General features: G+C 26.1%; 10 protein-coding genes and 1 riboswitch. Of the genes, 2 read left to right on the top strand and 8 right to left on the bottom strand.

Translation table 11 applies throughout. The annotated features are described in order from the left end of the window. From AC07E4_RS12300 to AC07E4_RS12275, 6 genes are all read right to left on the bottom strand, one after another. The coding region (locus tag AC07E4_RS12300; protein ID WP_478216549.1) for a cell wall-binding repeat-containing protein at positions 1–3522 on the bottom strand (3522 nt) is incomplete at its 3' end. A 22-nt stretch (positions 3523–3544) separates the two neighbouring features. Then, a complete protein-coding gene (locus AC07E4_RS12295) occupies positions 3545–4303 on the bottom strand; it encodes a DUF4430 domain-containing protein (RefSeq protein ID WP_478216548.1) in 759 nt (252 codons plus the stop codon). 206 nt (positions 4304–4509) lie between these two features. Continuing rightward, positions 4510–4699: riboswitch (cobalamin riboswitch) on the bottom strand. 127 nt (positions 4700–4826) lie between these two features. Beyond that, positions 4827–6233, bottom strand: coding sequence for an NAD(P)/FAD-dependent oxidoreductase (locus tag AC07E4_RS12290; protein WP_430828612.1), 1407 nt, complete (start codon positions 6231–6233; stop codon positions 4827–4829). Positions 6234–6413: 180 nt separating this feature from the next. Then, positions 6414–7508, bottom strand: coding sequence for an HD-GYP domain-containing protein (locus tag AC07E4_RS12285; RefSeq protein ID WP_430828611.1), 1095 nt, complete (start codon positions 7506–7508; stop codon positions 6414–6416). A gap of 85 nt (positions 7509–7593) precedes the next feature. Beyond that, on the bottom strand, positions 7594–8670 hold the full coding sequence (locus AC07E4_RS12280; RefSeq protein WP_478216547.1) for an HD-GYP domain-containing protein: 1077 nt from the start codon (positions 8668–8670) through the stop codon (positions 7594–7596). A 215-nt stretch (positions 8671–8885) separates the two neighbouring features. After that, entirely contained in the window at positions 8886–9365 is a 480-nt protein-coding gene (locus AC07E4_RS12275; protein ID WP_430828609.1) for a hypothetical protein, read from the bottom strand. A gap of 459 nt (positions 9366–9824) precedes the next feature. On the opposite strand from AC07E4_RS12275, the gene AC07E4_RS12270 reads away from it, so the two are divergent. Further along, positions 9825–11888, top strand: coding sequence for a methyl-accepting chemotaxis protein (locus AC07E4_RS12270; protein WP_040330382.1), 2064 nt, complete (start codon positions 9825–9827; stop codon positions 11886–11888). A gap of 40 nt (positions 11889–11928) precedes the next feature. Here the strand turns inward: AC07E4_RS12270 and AC07E4_RS12265 are convergent, their stop codons facing one another. Together AC07E4_RS12265 and AC07E4_RS12260 are read right to left on the bottom strand one after the other, a co-directional pair. Beyond that, a complete protein-coding gene (locus tag AC07E4_RS12265) occupies positions 11929–13944 on the bottom strand; it encodes a sodium-translocating pyrophosphatase (protein ID WP_430828608.1) in 2016 nt (671 codons plus the stop codon). A gap of 886 nt (positions 13945–14830) precedes the next feature. After that, positions 14831–16291, bottom strand: a complete 1461-nt coding sequence (locus tag AC07E4_RS12260) for a catalase (protein ID WP_430828607.1) — start codon at positions 16289–16291, stop codon at positions 14831–14833. Between the two features lie 235 nt (positions 16292–16526). On the opposite strand from AC07E4_RS12260, the gene AC07E4_RS12255 reads away from it, so the two are divergent. Further along, positions 16527–17678, top strand: coding sequence for an amidase domain-containing protein (locus AC07E4_RS12255; protein ID WP_242838454.1), 1152 nt, complete (start codon positions 16527–16529; stop codon positions 17676–17678). The last annotated feature ends 70 nt before the right edge of the window (positions 17679–17748 follow it).

The following is a 17748-nucleotide window of genomic DNA, read 5'->3' as shown; positions in this document are numbered from 1 at the left end:
ATCATGCCAATCCCAATCTCTATATTCAAATGTTAATTTGTCTCCTTTTTTTACAAATACTCCTGCAGCTCCTACTGGTGTTTTTTCTCCATTCAAATATATAAACCAGTCTTTCCCTAAAACATCCTTTTTTCTATCTTCTATGCTAAGTTTTTCTATAAGTACATTCTTTAAACCATTAATTTCATAAATAAATCCATTGTCTACTTTTACTTTTGCAACTTCATTTAAATAATCCATTGCTGATTTTTTACTATCTACTTTCAGAGTTTTGCTTAACATTTTTGTTCCGTTATTTAAAACTGCTAATTCAAATTCTGCACTTTGTGATGTATCTGGTTTTAATTCATTATCTATTACTTTTTCCGCATTTCCTTCTAATGCGACATTTTTATCTTTTTCTACAAGTTTTACCTTTGCTCCGTCTTCTATTTTTATTTTACACTGTCCTAAAGCTTCTATTTTATTTACTTCTGCCTTAGAATTTATTTTAACCTCTGCAGAATTTGTGCTCTTAATTAAATCTATTTTCCCATCTAGTATTAAATTTTTTCCCTTTAAAATATTTAATAGCGCTAAATTTCCTTTTATCTCTACTATATCTTTTGAATCTTTTAAATCTACGTTTACATTATTCGCATTCTCACAGTTTAAATTTACGCTTCCTTCTACTAATATTTCTTCTTTAAAATCTCCTATCAATTTAATACTTCTTGATTTTTTCTTAGTATCGCTTATTCTTACACTTCCAAAACTTCCAGTATCATTTTTTAATATAGCACTTGATTTTAATTCAGTGTTTTTAATAATTGAATTATCAAATAACTTTATAGCTACATTTTTATTAGCTTCTACTCTTAAATTCTCAACTTTTACATTATTTAATTTAATACTATTTACATCACCGGATTTAACTATTAAATTTTGTACTGTAACATTTTTAATATTTGTTGTTCCTTTATCTCCTGGATCTAATATAAGTGTTCCACTTATATTTAAGTTTGTTAATGTTATATTATCTCCTGTTACAAGTATATTTTCTTTTATATCTTTAGTTTTAGTTTCATCACCAAAACTCTCATTTTTACTTGTTAACTTTATAGTAGTATCTTTTTCTGGTTCTTCCCCTGATGTGTTACCATTTCCACCTTGATTATTTTTTATAACAACTATATTTTTTGTAATCTCTACACTGTCTTTTGATACAGTTATTTCATGATTTCCCTCATCCGAAATCTTTATAGTAGCTTCACCATCTATATTAGTTGTTGCTATTTCTTTACCGTCAATTTTTATTAACGCATCATATACAGGTCTATATACACAAGTAACTAATATCTCCATCTCTTCATTTTGCTTAATTTTACTTTTTATTCCTTCTACGGTTAAAGAAATAGGTTCTCCATCAGCTACCAAATCATGCCAATCCCATCTTCTATATTCGAATTCAAGTTTATCTCCTGCTTTTACTTTTACATCATTAGCTCCTACAGGTGTTTTCTTACCATTTAAATATATAAACCAATCAGCACCTAAATACCCTTCTTTTCTTTCATCTTCACTTAAATTTTTTAATGGTTTACTTTTTAGATTATTTATTTGATATATAAATCCATTACTTACTTTTATGTCTGCATTTTCTTTTAGATACTGCATAGCTGATTTTTTACTATCAACTTTAAGGTTTTTATTTAATATTTCAGTACCATCATTAGAAATTATTAAACTAAATTCATCACTTTTAGGATTTGCAGTTGAACCTCCACTACTATTTTCTTTCTTATTTACTACCTTATTTGCTTTTCCTTCTATTGAAACATCTTTACTTTTTTCTATAAGTTTTACTTTTGCACCATTTTCTATTTTTATCTTACATTTATCTAAAGCTTCTATTTTTTCAATATTAGATTTATCTTTTACATTAATTATTGAGTCATTTTCACTTTTTATTGTTTTGATATTTCCTTTTACAGATATGTTTTTGCCTTTTATAATGTCTAATTTATTTACTTTTCCATCAATCTCTACACTTTTTTCTGAATTTTTAAGATTTATTTTTATGTTTTGTACATTTTCACAATTAATTACTGCATTATCTTCTACTAATATTTCATTTTTAAATTCTCCAATTAATTGGATAGTTCTTGACTTTTCATTTGTGTTAGCAACTTTTATATCTCCAAAAGACCCTTTTTCATTTTTTAATATAGAACTTGATTTTATTTCTGTACTTTTTATATTAGAATTGTCATACAATTTTACTGCTACATTTTTATTTGTTTCTATATCTAATTTATCAGCTTTTACATTACTTAACTCAATACTATTTACATCTCCAGATTTAACTATTATATTTTTTGCTTTAACATTTTTTATGTTTACTGTACCTTTCTCACCTGGATCTAAAATAAGATTTCCATCTAAATTTATATTTATTATGTTTACATTATTTCCAGTTACTAATATGTCACTTTTTATGTCTCTAGTTTTCTTTTCATCTCCAAATCTTTCATTGTCCTTTGATAATTTTATAATTTCAAAGTTCATTTTAAATTTATCTAATATGTTTTGTGGTACTACTTCTGGTCCACCTATAGCAATAAATTTACTTAGAGATGTTATGTTAGAATTTATAATTTTTTCTACATCACTATTTATATTTTTATTAGTTAGTATCACTGGTGCTTTTTTATCTGCAGCAAGTGTAGATATTGACAATGCATCTGGAAAGTCATTTCCTGTAACAAAATAAATATTTTCATATTTTAAATCATTAGAAAACTTTTTTAAAACTTCCCTGTTAGTTTCATACCTATCTTTTCCAAATATTCTTTCAGAGTTTGGTATATTTTTTAGTACACTATCATTTATTACACCATCTCCACCAATAACATATACATTAAATATTTTATTACCCTTTATGTACTCATTTACTTCTTTAGGAATTTCATTATTTTTAGTATATAGTATTGGTATTCCTTTTTGTGCTGCTATTGGCGATACTGATAATGCATCTGCATAAGATTGTCCATTAGTTATAAATAAAGCATCACTTTTTCCTAATTTTTTATTAATTTTTAATGCTGTTTCGTATCTTGTTTGTCCATATATTCTTTCTATTTCATTTATATTTATATTTTTAAGTTGAGTTTCTACAGATTTGCTTATAACTCTTTCTCCGCCTAATATAAATACTTTCTTTGGTTTTAATCTTTTTAATTCATTTATTGTATCTTCTCTTAGTTGAATATTTCCATTAAGTAAAATAGGTGCATTAAATTTTTTAGCTAATGGTGCTACAGACAATGCATCTGCAAAATCATATCCTTGAGCAATAAAAACATACTCAGAGTCGTTTTGCCAACCTTTCTTACTTATTTCAATCGAAGTAGATATCCTATCTTTTCCATATATTCTGTCATTTTCCACTGCAAGTACAGTAGAAAATGATAAGCATATAATCATTGATAAAATTAAAAATAAGCCTACAAATTTTTCTTTTAATCTTTTCATATTTCTCATTTCATCCCCCATATTTTATCTTTTAATCTTCTGGTGGTAAAAATTCTCTTTTATCCCACTCATGAAAATCAAATAGAAGAACATCACCCTTTTGTGGATATACATCATTTGCTCCTACTGGTGTTTTTTTATCATTAAGATATATAAACCAATCAATACCTAATACCCCATTTTTCTTTTGTTCTGGAGTTTTTTCTGATTCTGGTATTGGATAATGATTATGTATACCATTAATTTCAAAAATAAATCCTCCATTTTCTTGCATAGAAGTATTTTCCCTTAAATACTGCATTGCACTTTTTTTAGAATAAATTTTTATTGTAATTTCTTCTACAACACTTGATTCATTTCCAGTATATCCTTTAACATCTTTTCCTATTATCATAGTAAATGTGTCTTCTTCTACTTTATTGTTTTTATTTTCATCTTTCACTACTGTTTCATTTTTTTCTTTTTCATTATTATTTTCTTTTATTTGTTTTTCTTCTGATGATTGATTGCCATTATTATTTTCAATTTTAGTGTCTTCCTTTTTTATTTCTTCTTTTTTGACCGCTTCTTTTTCTGTATTATTTTTTATACTATTTTCTTTTTTTATTTCATTTTTTTTATCAGTTTTTTCTTTAGCTTTATTACCCTTTTTATCAATACTTTTTTCTACTTTTGCTTTATTATCATATTTGCTAGTCTTTAAATCCTTATTTCCTGCACCACATCCTAAACAAATAGTCATAATAAAACTCAAAATGATAGCTACTAGTATTCTATGGTTTCTTTTCATCTAATCCCCCCTTTATAGTTTGCCGACACATTAAATTTATTCATACTAATTTTAATGCTTAAATATTTTATATTTAATTTTTATAAAAATAAAAAAAGCCCCAACTGGGACTTTAAAATAACACATTTTGTATAAACTTTAATATAATTAAAGCATAAAAACTTAAGCATTCATACAACTTAATGATATTTCATCTCTCCCACGAAAGATTCAATCCTAAATAGGCATGTTTCCTGACTTAACTTCTTTTTACTCCCTTTCCTTCCCAAGACTTTTATCTCAGTGGTTTTAAAGGTTTCATCAGTATTACAGTAACGTTGGGCTGTAATGGATTTTCACCATTTTCCATTTTAACTTTCTAATTGCTTAAAAAGAACCTACTCAATTTCCATATTCTCTTTTCGTATACATTATATTACAGCGTTTGCAGTTTTGCAACATTTTCAAACATTCTTTATTGTTATTATCTTTCGACAATTAAAAGCAGAAAGAATGATAAGAATTAATCTTATCATTCTTTCTTTTAATATTCTTTATCCGTTAATACTCTTGCCATTAAGACACCCATTACAGATGCCATCATCAGTCCTCTTGTCCAGCCTGATGAATCTCCTAAACAATACAATCCATTTATATTGGTTTCAAAGTTTCTATCTATGTCTATTTTATTGCTATAAAATTTTATTTCTGGTCCATATAAAAGAGTTTCTTTGCTTGCAAATCCTGGAACTAATGTATTCATAGCTTCTATAAAATTCACTATATTAGTCATTGTTCTATATGGAATTGCTGAAGTTAAATCTCCTGCTACAGCATCTTTAAGTGTTGGCACTACATTAGATTGTTTTAATTCTTTTTCCCAAGTACGTTTTCCATCTATTATATCTCCGTATCTTTGAACTAAAATGCTTCCTCCACCTAAAAGATTAACAAGTTCTGCAACTTTCTTTCCATATTCAATAGGTTTATTAAATGGTGCTGAAAAATTATGTGAACTTAATATTGCTAAGTTTGTATTATTAGATTTCTTTTCTTTATAAGAATGACCATTTACTATAGCCAAATTGTTATCATAGTTTTCTTGAGAAACAAATCCACCTGGATTTTGACAAAATGTTCTTACTTTATCATCAAAAGGAGCTGGATAACCAATTAATTTTGATTCATATAAAACATTATTTACTTTTTCCATTATTTCATTTCTAATTTCAACTCTTACCCCTATATCTACAGTTCCAGCTCTATGATTCACATTATGCTTTTCACACATATTATTAAGCCAATCTGCACCTTTTCTTCCTGTAGCTGCAATTACTACTTCTGACTTTAACGTCTCATCTTTTTTCTTAGTTAACGAATCGGATACAATTACTCCACTTATTTTATCATTTTCTATAATAAAATCTTTTACTAATGTATCAAATTTAATTTCTACATTATTTTCAATTAAATAATTTTGTATTTTTAGATATATTTCTTGCGCTTTTTCTGTTCCTAAATGTCTTATTGGACAATCTACAAGTTTTAAATTTGCTTCTATAGCTTTTCTTCTTATTTCTTTTACACTTTCTTCGTTTCCAAGGCCTTCAATTTTTGTATCTGCACCAAACTCAAGATAAATATCATCTGCATATTTTATGTATTTTTCTGCTTTATCTTTTCCTATTAATTCCGGTAAATCTCCACCCACTTCATAACTTAATGATAATTTTCCATCGGAAAAAGCACCTGCTCCTGAAAATCCAGTAGTTATATGACAATATGGCTTACAACCTACACATTCATTTGTTTTTTCTTTTGGACAATGTCTTTTATCAATTCTTTTTCCCTTTTCTATTAATAGAATCTTTTTATTTACATTCTTTTTCACAAGTTCTAATGCAGTGAATATTCCTGATGGTCCTGCTCCAATAATAATTATGTCGTACATTCTTTTCCTCCAAACAATATGAAATAAATATTTATATTATATTAATTTCATATTTTATAAAATTTTATCCCAAAAACATTATACATAATTTATGAACATTTTTAAATATTTTTTTAAAAAAATTCGTATTTTGTAAATAAAAAAAGATAAATGAATACAGTACCCATTTATCTCTTTTATTTATAATATCTTTTCTATTTTTAATTCTTTATGTTTTCTTATATCTAAAAACTTATCTTCACATAACAATAAAGGTGCCGATAAATTGTTTACATCTATTTGTATTATTTTTGCAACCTTATTATTATTAAAAAGAATATATTCTCCTATATAATAATTTATTATATGTTCTATAAATACATTACAATATTTGTAATCTAATTTTTCTATTCCTTCTTCTCTAATAGTTTCTAGTGCTTCAAACAAGTCCTTTTTAGGCTTATAATTTCTTTTAGAATTAACTCCATCAAAGGTATCTGCTATTGCTATTATTCTTGCTATATCATTAATTTGATTATCTTTTCTTTTCAATGGATATCCACTACCATCTAATCTTTCATGATGCATTAATATTCCTAATTTTATATCATCATTTACATATGATAAATTTTGTATTAAATTATATGCAACTACAGGATGTTGTCTTATAGCTCTAAACTCCTCTTCATTTAATTCTTCCTCTTTATCCAGAATTTCTTGTATTTTATATTTCCCAAAATCATGTAATAAAGCAGCTCTCATTAAACAACTTAATTTTTCATCATCAAAGTTTAACCATTTTCCTAATAATACACTTAAAATAGTTACATTTACTGAATGTTTAAATACTGAATCATTACCACTTCCATATAATACTATGTTCTTAACAGCCATTCTAGGTGATGTTAATTCTTCTAATATTTTTTCACTAAAGTTTCTTATTTCAATCATATTAGGTATATTAGATGAATCTAATTTTTCAAATATATCTTTCATTTCTTCTGTATACTTTTGAACTTTAACTATAACTTCATCTAACAATATCTCTTCTCTTTTTTTTATTTCCTGTTCTACTTCATCCAAATTACAAGTAACGTCTTTCAATGAACTTTCCTTATAAAGTTCATGAAATATAGGGTTTTCTAAATATTCATTTTGTAATTTTTTTATAATTTCTTCTGTTAAGATTGCTCCTTTTTTCACAAGAATCTTATCATCAACTATAATATCTTTTTCTGCAATTTTACCTTTTGTTAACTTTTCTATATCAAATTCCAAGTTACTGCTTACCTTCATTTTGCACCTCATTCATAAATTCATATTAATAATATACTCGTACAAATATTAAAAATATTTATATAGATTTATGCAATTAACTTACTTATATTAATAATTTTTCTACCTCTAGATTTGCATAATCTTTTAAATTTATAAATTCATCTTCACATAATAATAACGGTTTAGATAAGTTGTTAGGATCTATTTGTATTATCTTTGCAATTTTACCATTGTTAAGAAGAACATTTTCTCCTATATAGTAATTTATTATATGTTCTATAAATATATTGCAATAATTATAATCCAATTTTCTTAAACTTTCTTCCCTTATAATTTCTAACACAGTAAATAAGTCTTTTCTTTCTTTATATGGTCTATTCGAGTTAAGTGCATCAAAAGTATCTGCTATAGCAATTATTCTTGCAAAATGATGAATATTAGTTTTTATTTTCAATGGATACCCACTACCATCTAATCTTTCATGGTGCATTAATACACCTAGTTTTATACTATCATTCAAATAAGGAATATCTTTTATTAGTTTATATGCAATTATAGGATGTTCTTTTATTATCTGAAATTCTTCTTTACTAAGTTTCTCTTTTTTCATAAGTATATCTTTTATCTTATACTTTCCAAAATCATGTAAAATACTAGCTCTCATTAAAAAGTTTAATTCCTTCTCATCTAATCCAATCCACTTTCCTAATAATAAGCTAATTACTGTAACATTAACTGAGTGCTTAAATATTGCATCTTCTCCGCTACCTTCTAATAATATATTTTTAACTGCACTCCTTGGAGAATCTAGTTCTTTTAAGATTTTTTTTACGAAAGCAGTTACTTCTTCCATATTATTTTTATTATTAATGTAAATTTCATCAAATATATCGTTTAGATGTTCAGAATATTTTTCAACTTTAATTCTAACATCATTAATCATTTCTTTATCTTTATTATCTAAACACACATCTATTTTTTGATTTTCTTTTACAATTTCATTATTCATATGATTTAATGTAGGATTTTCTAAATAAAGATTTTGTAATTTTTTTATTATTGCGTCTGTTAATATAGTTCCTTTTCTAACAAGCACTCTATCACCAATCATTATGTCAATTTCAGCAACAGACCCTTCTTCAAATTTATATATACTTTCACAAAAATTTTCAATACCCATAAAATCAACTCACCTCTTAAAACTTATAGTGAATAAAGAACGATTTTCTTTACACCATAAAACATTGAATAAATTAACACTTAAAATAAATACTCATAAATTTTACAATTATATATTATTTATTATAACAAAAATACCATATTTTATATATGTTTTTCAAAATGTAAAATAAAAAAATTATTGTATATGTAATCAATTACATATACAATAACTTTTTAGGCTAAATTTCTTTTATTTTCCAAATATAACTTTTTTTCTTCACTCTCTATATAATTACAAATATCTTTAAAATCTTGTAACCAATGTATTTTAGAAAGTTCTCTTAAATCTATTACTATTCCTGTTGTTTTATGTCTTATAAACTCCATGTTGTACATTTCGGTTTTTATAAAACCATCTTTTAAACTGTAGATACATGGTTCAAATTTTTCCCAATTTTTCTCAAAATATTTTGTTTTTGCAAAGCATAACTTATATATATGAAATATCATTCCTAATACAGAGGATTTTTTAGCAAATTTATGACTAAAATACTCTTGAGTTGGATATTTTTCTTGTACTCTTTGCCAGTATAATTTATTGTTTGATACAAGATTATACTTATCTAACACTTTACATTTTTCTTTTCCTAACTCTTCACGCATAAATTTTTCCCTATCAGTGCTATTCATTTGCTTTAAGATATCATTATTCAACTTTAAATACCTCCATAAAATTATTACTATATATATAAATTTTATTTTCAATTTATATAAATTATTATTGATTTTAATTAAATGAATTTTAAAAATTTTCTTTCTTATAAGACATTATAAGATTATTTATCTTTATTTACCAATAGAAATATTTTATAAGTTCTATATTACTTATAGAATTTTCCGATATTATATAAGATTAAGTTGTATATTTTTAAAATTTATTTATTGTTTTTTTCACTTTATATGTTATTATAAAATATATAAAATTTTACTTAATAAAGAATATATTTTATATATTTTTATATAAAAAGTTTTAATTTTAATGAAAAATTATTTAATAATTAATTTTTAGGGGTAAATTTTAATTATTTTTGACATGAAAATTTTAATACATTTCTCATTTAAATCATCCAATTATATAATAATTTATTAAAATATAACTTGGAGGTTTATTAGATGAAATTTTCACAGAAATCAAATACCAAATCTAAAAGTATAAAGTCTAAAATTTTGAAATTAATATTACCATTAACTATTAGTGCCATGCTTATAATTTCATTCATTTCTTATTCTTCTGCTAAAAATATTATTTATGATGAAATTACTGAAAAAATGGAATTTCAAACTAATAGTAGTGTTGAATATATCTCAAAATCATTAAATAGACACAGTAAAATTTCTCAATCTTTATCAAAAACTATTTCTACATTCAAAACAAACTTAACTGAATCTGAGTTTAAGGAACTTGTTGTTTCATATGCATCTACCAATGATGAAACTTTCGGTGTTGGAGTTTGGTTCGAACCTTATGCATACGATAAAAATATTCAATTTTATGCACCTTATTCATTTAAGGAAAATGGCAAACCTATATATACGAAAGATTACTTTTCCAAAGATTACACTAAAGACGAGTGGTATGAACTAGGTATAACTTCAAATAATGATATCAGTTGGTCTAATGCTTATATTGACCCAGTATCAAAAGTTAGTATGCTTACATCAGTTACACCTATAACTTTTGATAATAAACTTGTAGGTATTACTAGTGCAGATATAGATTTATCTAGCATACAAAATATGATTAAAGAAATAACAGTTGGACAAACTGGTCATGCATTTTTATTAAATTCTGATGGAACTTATTTATCATCTATTGATGAAAACAAAATTATGAATACAACTATTCAAGATGATCCAAATGATAGTTTGAAAAAAGTATCTTCTGAAATTTTAAATAATGATTCTGGTCTGACTCACTTTTTTAAAGATAGTGGAAAAAATTTAGCATTTTATCAAACAGTTCCTGAAACTAATTGGAAAGTGGTTTTATCTATACCTGAAAAAGAACTGTTATCTCCATTAAAAAATCTTGCCTTCAAAATAGGCGTTGCTATGATTATAATTGTATTAATTTTAATTTTTGGAATTAATAAATTGGCTGATATGATTACTAAAAAGATATCCTCTGTAAATAAATTAGCAAAAGCAATCTCTTATGGCGACTTGACATATAAAATTGAAGTTACTGATAATGATGAACTAGGCGAAATGTCTAATCATCTTAATAATATGAATTCAACTTTAAAAGATATAATAATTTCAGTATCTGAAGGACTTGAACAAGTAGTATCTACTTCTGAAGAATTATCAGCTAGTGCTAATGAAACTCAAGAAGCATCAAAACAAATTTCATCATCTATTGAAGAAGTTTTTAATGGCACCAATACTCAATTCAAAAGTTTTAATACTGCTTCCAATGATAGTTTAAATGTTTATGATAAAGTTTCTAAAATATCACATGATATAAACGGAATTACAACTTCATCTAACTTAGCTTACAATACAGCAAAGAATGGTAATGATGTAATTATTAATACTATAACTAATATGAAAGAAGTGAACTTAGCAGTTTCAGCTTCATCTGAAATCGTTAATTCTTTAAATCATAAATCTATAAAAATAGGTGAAATTTTATCATTAATAACTAATATATCATCACAAACTAATTTACTAGCATTAAATGCTGCAATTGAAGCAGCTAGAGCTGGAGAGCAAGGAAAAGGCTTTGCAGTAGTTGCTGAGGAAATAAGAAAATTAGCTGAGCAATCCTCAATTGCTACAAGTAATATTGATAATATTATAACTGAAATTCAAAAAGAAATTGAAGTTGCAGTAGTTTCTATGAACAATGGTACTAATTATGTAAATAACGGTATGACTTTAGTCGAAAATGCTGGAAATTCATTTAATGATATACTAGCTCAAGTTGCAGAAGTTTCTAAAAGCATGCAAAATATTTCAATTGTAATGAAAGATGTCCTTTCTAGCAGTGAATCTATGATTTCATCTATGAATGATTGTTCGGAAATATCAAAAGTTACATTATCAAATACACAAAATGTAACATCAGCAAGTGAAGAACAAACTGTTCTAATGGATGAAGTGTCTAAAGCTTCTGAGCAACTATCTAATATGGCTGTTGAGCTTCAACAAAATTTATCTAAATTTAAATTGTAACAAAAAGTAACTAGAATATTAATATTCTAGTTACTTTTTTCTATTTAAATAGTATGCCTCCATAATTTGCTATTATTGTAGCAAAAACTAATGATACTATAGTCATTAATTTTATAAGTATATTCATTGATGGACCTGATGTATCTTTAAACGGATCCCCTACAGTATCTCCAACTACGGCTGCTTTATGAGCATCACTACCTTTTCCACCATATTCTCCACCTTCAATATACTTTTTAGCATTATCCCAAGCACCTCCTGAATTAGACATAAACATAGCTACTAATACACCTGTTCCTAAAGCACCCGCAAGTGTTCCTGCTAAAGCTTCTGAACCTAATATTAATCCAACCACTAGAGGTATTATAATTGCTAATATTCCTGGAAGTAACATTTCTTTCAATGCAGATTCTGTAGATATTTCAACACATCTTGCATAATCAGGTTTTGTTTTTCCTTCCATTATACCCTTCTTTTCTTTAAATTGTCTTCGTACTTCTTCAACCATTTGCATAGCAGCTTTTCCAACAGCTTGCATAGTTAATGCTGCAAATAAAAATGGTATCATACATCCAATTAACAAACCAACAAGTGTTAATGGATTTAATAAATTTATAGAATCTAAATTTACAGCTTGTGCATATGAAGCAAATAATGCTAATGCAGTTAGAGCTGCTGAACCTATTGCAAAACCTTTTCCTACAGCAGCCGTAGTATTTCCAACTGAGTCCAATTTATCTGTTATTTCCCTAACATTATGTGGAAGTTTTGACATTTCTGCTATTCCCCCAGCATTATCCGCTATTGGACCATATGCATCAACAGAAATTATAATTCCAGATGTGGCAAGCATACCTACTGCAGATAATGCTATTCCATATAGTCCTACATTTTTGTTATTTGCTCCTCCAATCATAAAGTATGATAATAAAATTCCAACTGCAATTAATATTATAGGTATAACTGAAGATTTCATTCCAACTGCTATTCCTTCAATTATGTTAGTTGCTGCACCAGTTTGAGATTTTTCTGCAATACTTTTTACTGGTTTGAAACTATCTGAGGTATATACTTCTGTAACCTTTCCAATAATGACACCCACTAAAATCCCTACAAATACTGAATAAAATGGTTTTATTGAGCCTAATGTATAATAACTTAAAATTAATGAAAATATAGCCATAAGTGAAACAGATATATACATTCCTAAATTTAAAGTTTTTTGTGGATCACCCTTTTTTAAATTTTTCACTACAAATATACCTATTATTGAGGAAATTATACCTACACTTGCTAAAATAATAGGAAATACTAAAGTATTTTTACCTAAAATTGATCCAACAGTTGCACCAAGTGTTAATGCTGATATTATTGATCCAACATATGATTCAAATAAATCAGCTCCCATTCCAGCTATATCTCCTACATTATCTCCTACATTGTCTGCTATTACAGCTGGATTTCTAGGATCATCCTCAGGTATGCCGACTTCAACTTTACCTACTAAATCAGCACCTACATCAGCAGCTTTTGTATAAATTCCACCACCAACACGTGCAAATAGTGCTATAGATGATGCTCCAAGACCAAATCCTGTTATATATTCAGTATTAAAATTAAATATAATTGCTAAAAATGAAAGTCCTAAAAGACCTAATCCTACAACAGATAGTCCCATAACTGCACCACCTGAAAAAGCTATAGATAAAGCTTCATCTTTCCCTTTTCTTGCTCCCTCAGCTGTTCTTACATTAGCCTTAACTCCCACCTTCATACCTGCATATCCGGCTGTCATTGAAAATATAGCACCTAAAACAAAACTTATTGCTGTGTTGATATGAAGAAATATTACTATAGCTATGGCCACAACAGTTATAAATATCCCCAAATACTTATATTCCTTTTTTAAAAAAGCCATTGCCCCTTCACTTATATAAGTAGATATCTCCTTCATTTTTTCATTTCCAGCTTCTTTTTTAGTAATTTGATTGGAAATGAACAATGCACTACATAAAGTTATAATTGCCACAACCATAGCAATAACTAAAAATTTCATAATATTTAACCCCCAACTTATTATTTACTTTTAATATATTGCCTTAATATGTAAATGTCAATTATAAAACCTATAGATAACACAAATTTAAAACTTTGTACTTATTCTCATTACAAAATTGCATTTTTCATTAGTTAAACTTCATTAAACTGTTTACATTTGTCGCATTATAACAGTTTAAATTATTTTTAATTCATATTTATGTCTTTACAGCAAGTGTGTTTTTATTCATTAATTAAATTTTTAACTTATTTTATATTCTACTCTCTCGTACTTTTTGAAAGTTAAAAGTTTTATTTATTTAAATTTAAACTTAAATTTACCTTATATAAATTTGAAATAGATTGTTCTTTATATATAAGTTTTACTAATATTAATTGAAATTCCTATGCTTTAAATTTTAAAGTAATTTGATTTTTAATTTACTTATAGTTAAACTATTATGTATTTATAATATATATACTTATTATTAATTTTACTTTTAATATTTTTATAACTACACTCCTATAAAAAAAACTCCTTGTTTTGTTAAATTGGTAACTATTTTTCTTATTTAATTTATTTCTTTTATGTTACATTTTTGTAAACATTAGTTTTTTATTATGTTTTTAACTATCATCACTCTAAAAATTTTTCATCTTTAAGTAAAAAAATATCTAAGGACTGATATATATTATATTTAAGTTTTACTATAATTTTTTATACACTTTATTTTAAATTTCATTCCTCCAGATATAATTAACTCTTCTTCACCTAAAAACATTACATCTTTATATTTCACATCATTATTAAACTAAATTTTATATTATTATACAAAAGATGACTTCTAAAAATTATAGAAATCATCTTTTCAACTTTTAAATTCCATGAATAATAGTATTCATTTCTATTTATTATATTCTTGTAATTTACATTTTACATTTTCTCCATATTCTTTATTACATTTTCTAAATAATTCTATAGCTTTAGATTGTATTTTTCTATCTACATTTCTTAAGTCATAAGCTAAGTTATCTATTAAATGTTCTTTTTCTTCTTTTGAATAAGACATATATAAATTTCCTGCTTGATTAAAATCATTGGTAAGTTTGATTTTTTTTCTTTCTACTTTACCTTCAACATATATAGGACATATTTCCTTTTCTTTATATTCTATAGGCCTATTATCATTTAGTGAATTAGGTTTATAATTAACTTTTCCATCTCTATAACAATACTCCATTGAACCATCTTGATTTATATTGTTAACTGGAACTTTAGGCCTATTAATTGGTAATTCTTCAAAGTTGCTTCCTATTCTATGTCTTTGACTATCATGATATGCAAAAAGTCTTCCTTGTAAAAGTTTATCATATGAAGCTTCTATTCCTGGTACTAAATTTGCTGGACAAAATGCAGCTTGTTCAACTTCTGCAAAAAAGTTTTTTGGTGCATCTGTTAATGTTAACTTTCCTACTTTCATAAGTGGTAATAAATCTTCTGGCCATGTCTTTGTCGCATCTAAAGGATCAAAATCATAACTAAATTCATCTTTCACATCCATAATTTGAACAAACAATTCATACTCCACATTTTTTCCTTTATTTAAAGTGTCATATAAGTCTCTTACTGCTACATCTGGATCTATCCCTGCAAGCTTCTCTGCTTCATGCCTATCTATTGTTCTAAGTCCTGAAAGTGGTTTCCAATGATATTTAACATATACTCTTTTTCCTTCTTCACTAACCCAAACATATGTGTTTACTCCAAAACCTTCTATAGTTCTAAAACTTTTTATTGTTCCTCTATCTGAAAATAGAAATGTAATCATATGCATTGATTCTGGTGTGTTAGTTACAAAGTCCCAAAATCTATTTGCATCTGGTATATTAGTATCTGGTGATGGCTTAAAAGCATGAATTAAATCTGGAAATTTTATTGCATCTCTTATAAAAAATACTGGAAGATGATTTCCTACTAAATCATAATTACCTTCCTCTGTATAAAATTTAACTGCAAATCCTCTTGGATCTCTTAATGTATCTGCAGACCCCTTAGAACCTATAACTGTAGAAAATCTAACAAATACAGGTGTTTCTTTATTGGGTCCATTTAAAAATTTAGCTTTTGTATATTTTTTCATCGAATTACAAATGCGAAAATAGCCATATGCTCCGGCTCCTTTGGCATGAACTACCCTTTCTGGTATTCTTTCCCTGTTAAAAGAAGCCAGCTTTTCTATGAGCTGTATGTCTCCTATTACTACCGGTCCTCTTTCTCCAACAGTTAACGAGTTCTCATCATTTGATATTAAAACACCTTGATTCGTAGTCAAATAATCATTATTTTCTAAACTTCTTCGACTCATATATCCTCCAATATTATACTTATATATTAATACATTATATTTATATGTTTATTTCTTTATTACCTTATAAAGCATGCTAGAACTATACTTAACTTATATATTTTTAAACTTTATTATATAATTTGTATTTTTTTCGATGTTTTTTTCATTTTAACAATTATTAAATACACATAACTTAAAAGTAATTTGCACAAACTATTTATTATAAATTCAATACTAAAAGGAGATATTTAATGTGAAAAAGACTATTGTAAAGTCAATAATATGCACTTTCATAAGTTTATCATTGCTAATTTCTAATTTTAATTCAGTTTTTGCACTTAACTTTGATGACGATGACAATTTATATTCAGAAGTCTTTGATACTTCATCATCAACAGATGAAAGTGTTCTTAAAGATGAATTTACTGAATTATTAATGGACTTATTTTCAAAACGAAATAGTGCAATACTCTCTGGAAATTGTGAACAATTAAAAAGCTTCTATAATTTAGACAAAAAGGTTAGCTTATATGCTTATGAAAATGAAGTAAAAAAAATTAACTATTTAAAAAATTGGTGTGAAAAACAATCCGTTAACTTTAATAATATTGATGCTATTATTAAAGTTAGAAAAGTTCGTGAACGAGAACCTAATTTATTTGGAATAACTTGTAACGTTTCCAGCGAATTTGATTATACTTATACAACTAATCCTGATGAGCATAATAAATTCAAACTTGGTACCTCTCATTATTTGCATTTGTTAAAAGATGGTGATAAGTACATAATAACAAAGGAATGGTATACAGATCCTTTTTCTGATTCTTTAGATCTTGAAAACATAAATTCCGACAAAATTAAAGAATATATACTTTCTAGAAAAGCTGAAGAAATCACACTAGATGAAAGAACTCAAAATGCAATTGATTATGCACATAAATTCTGTGGTTTATGTGATGAAACTGATTATATTTTTAAATATAATAAAGATTACACTAATTTCAATCCAGCTGGTGGTGATTGTGCTAATTTTGCATCTCAGATTCTTTATGAAGGTGGAAGGTTTAAAAAAAATAAAACTTGGAACTACTTAGGTAAAGATGGTTCTAAAGCATGGGTAAATGCACAAGCTTTTAAAAATTATATGGTTAATAGTGGTAGAGCATCCTATATTGCTAAAGGTACTTATGAACAAATTTATAAAGATGCCTATAATCTAAGACCTGGAGATTTTGTTGCATATGAAAAAGGTGGAAAAATAGTTCATGTATCTACTGTTACAGGGTTAGATTCTAAAGGTTACCCATTAGTTACCTGTCATAATACAGATAGACTATTGGTTCCATATGATTTAGGTTGGAGCAATTCAAATATTAAATTCCATCTAATTGATGTTCACTATTAATTTTTTATAGTTAATAAAAAAAAGAGAATGATTAAAATAAATTTTCATTCTCTTTTTTTGTACTTTAAAA

Source organism: Clostridium amazonense (genome assembly GCF_056431285.1).
This window is presented reverse-complemented; position numbering and strand designations above follow the sequence as displayed.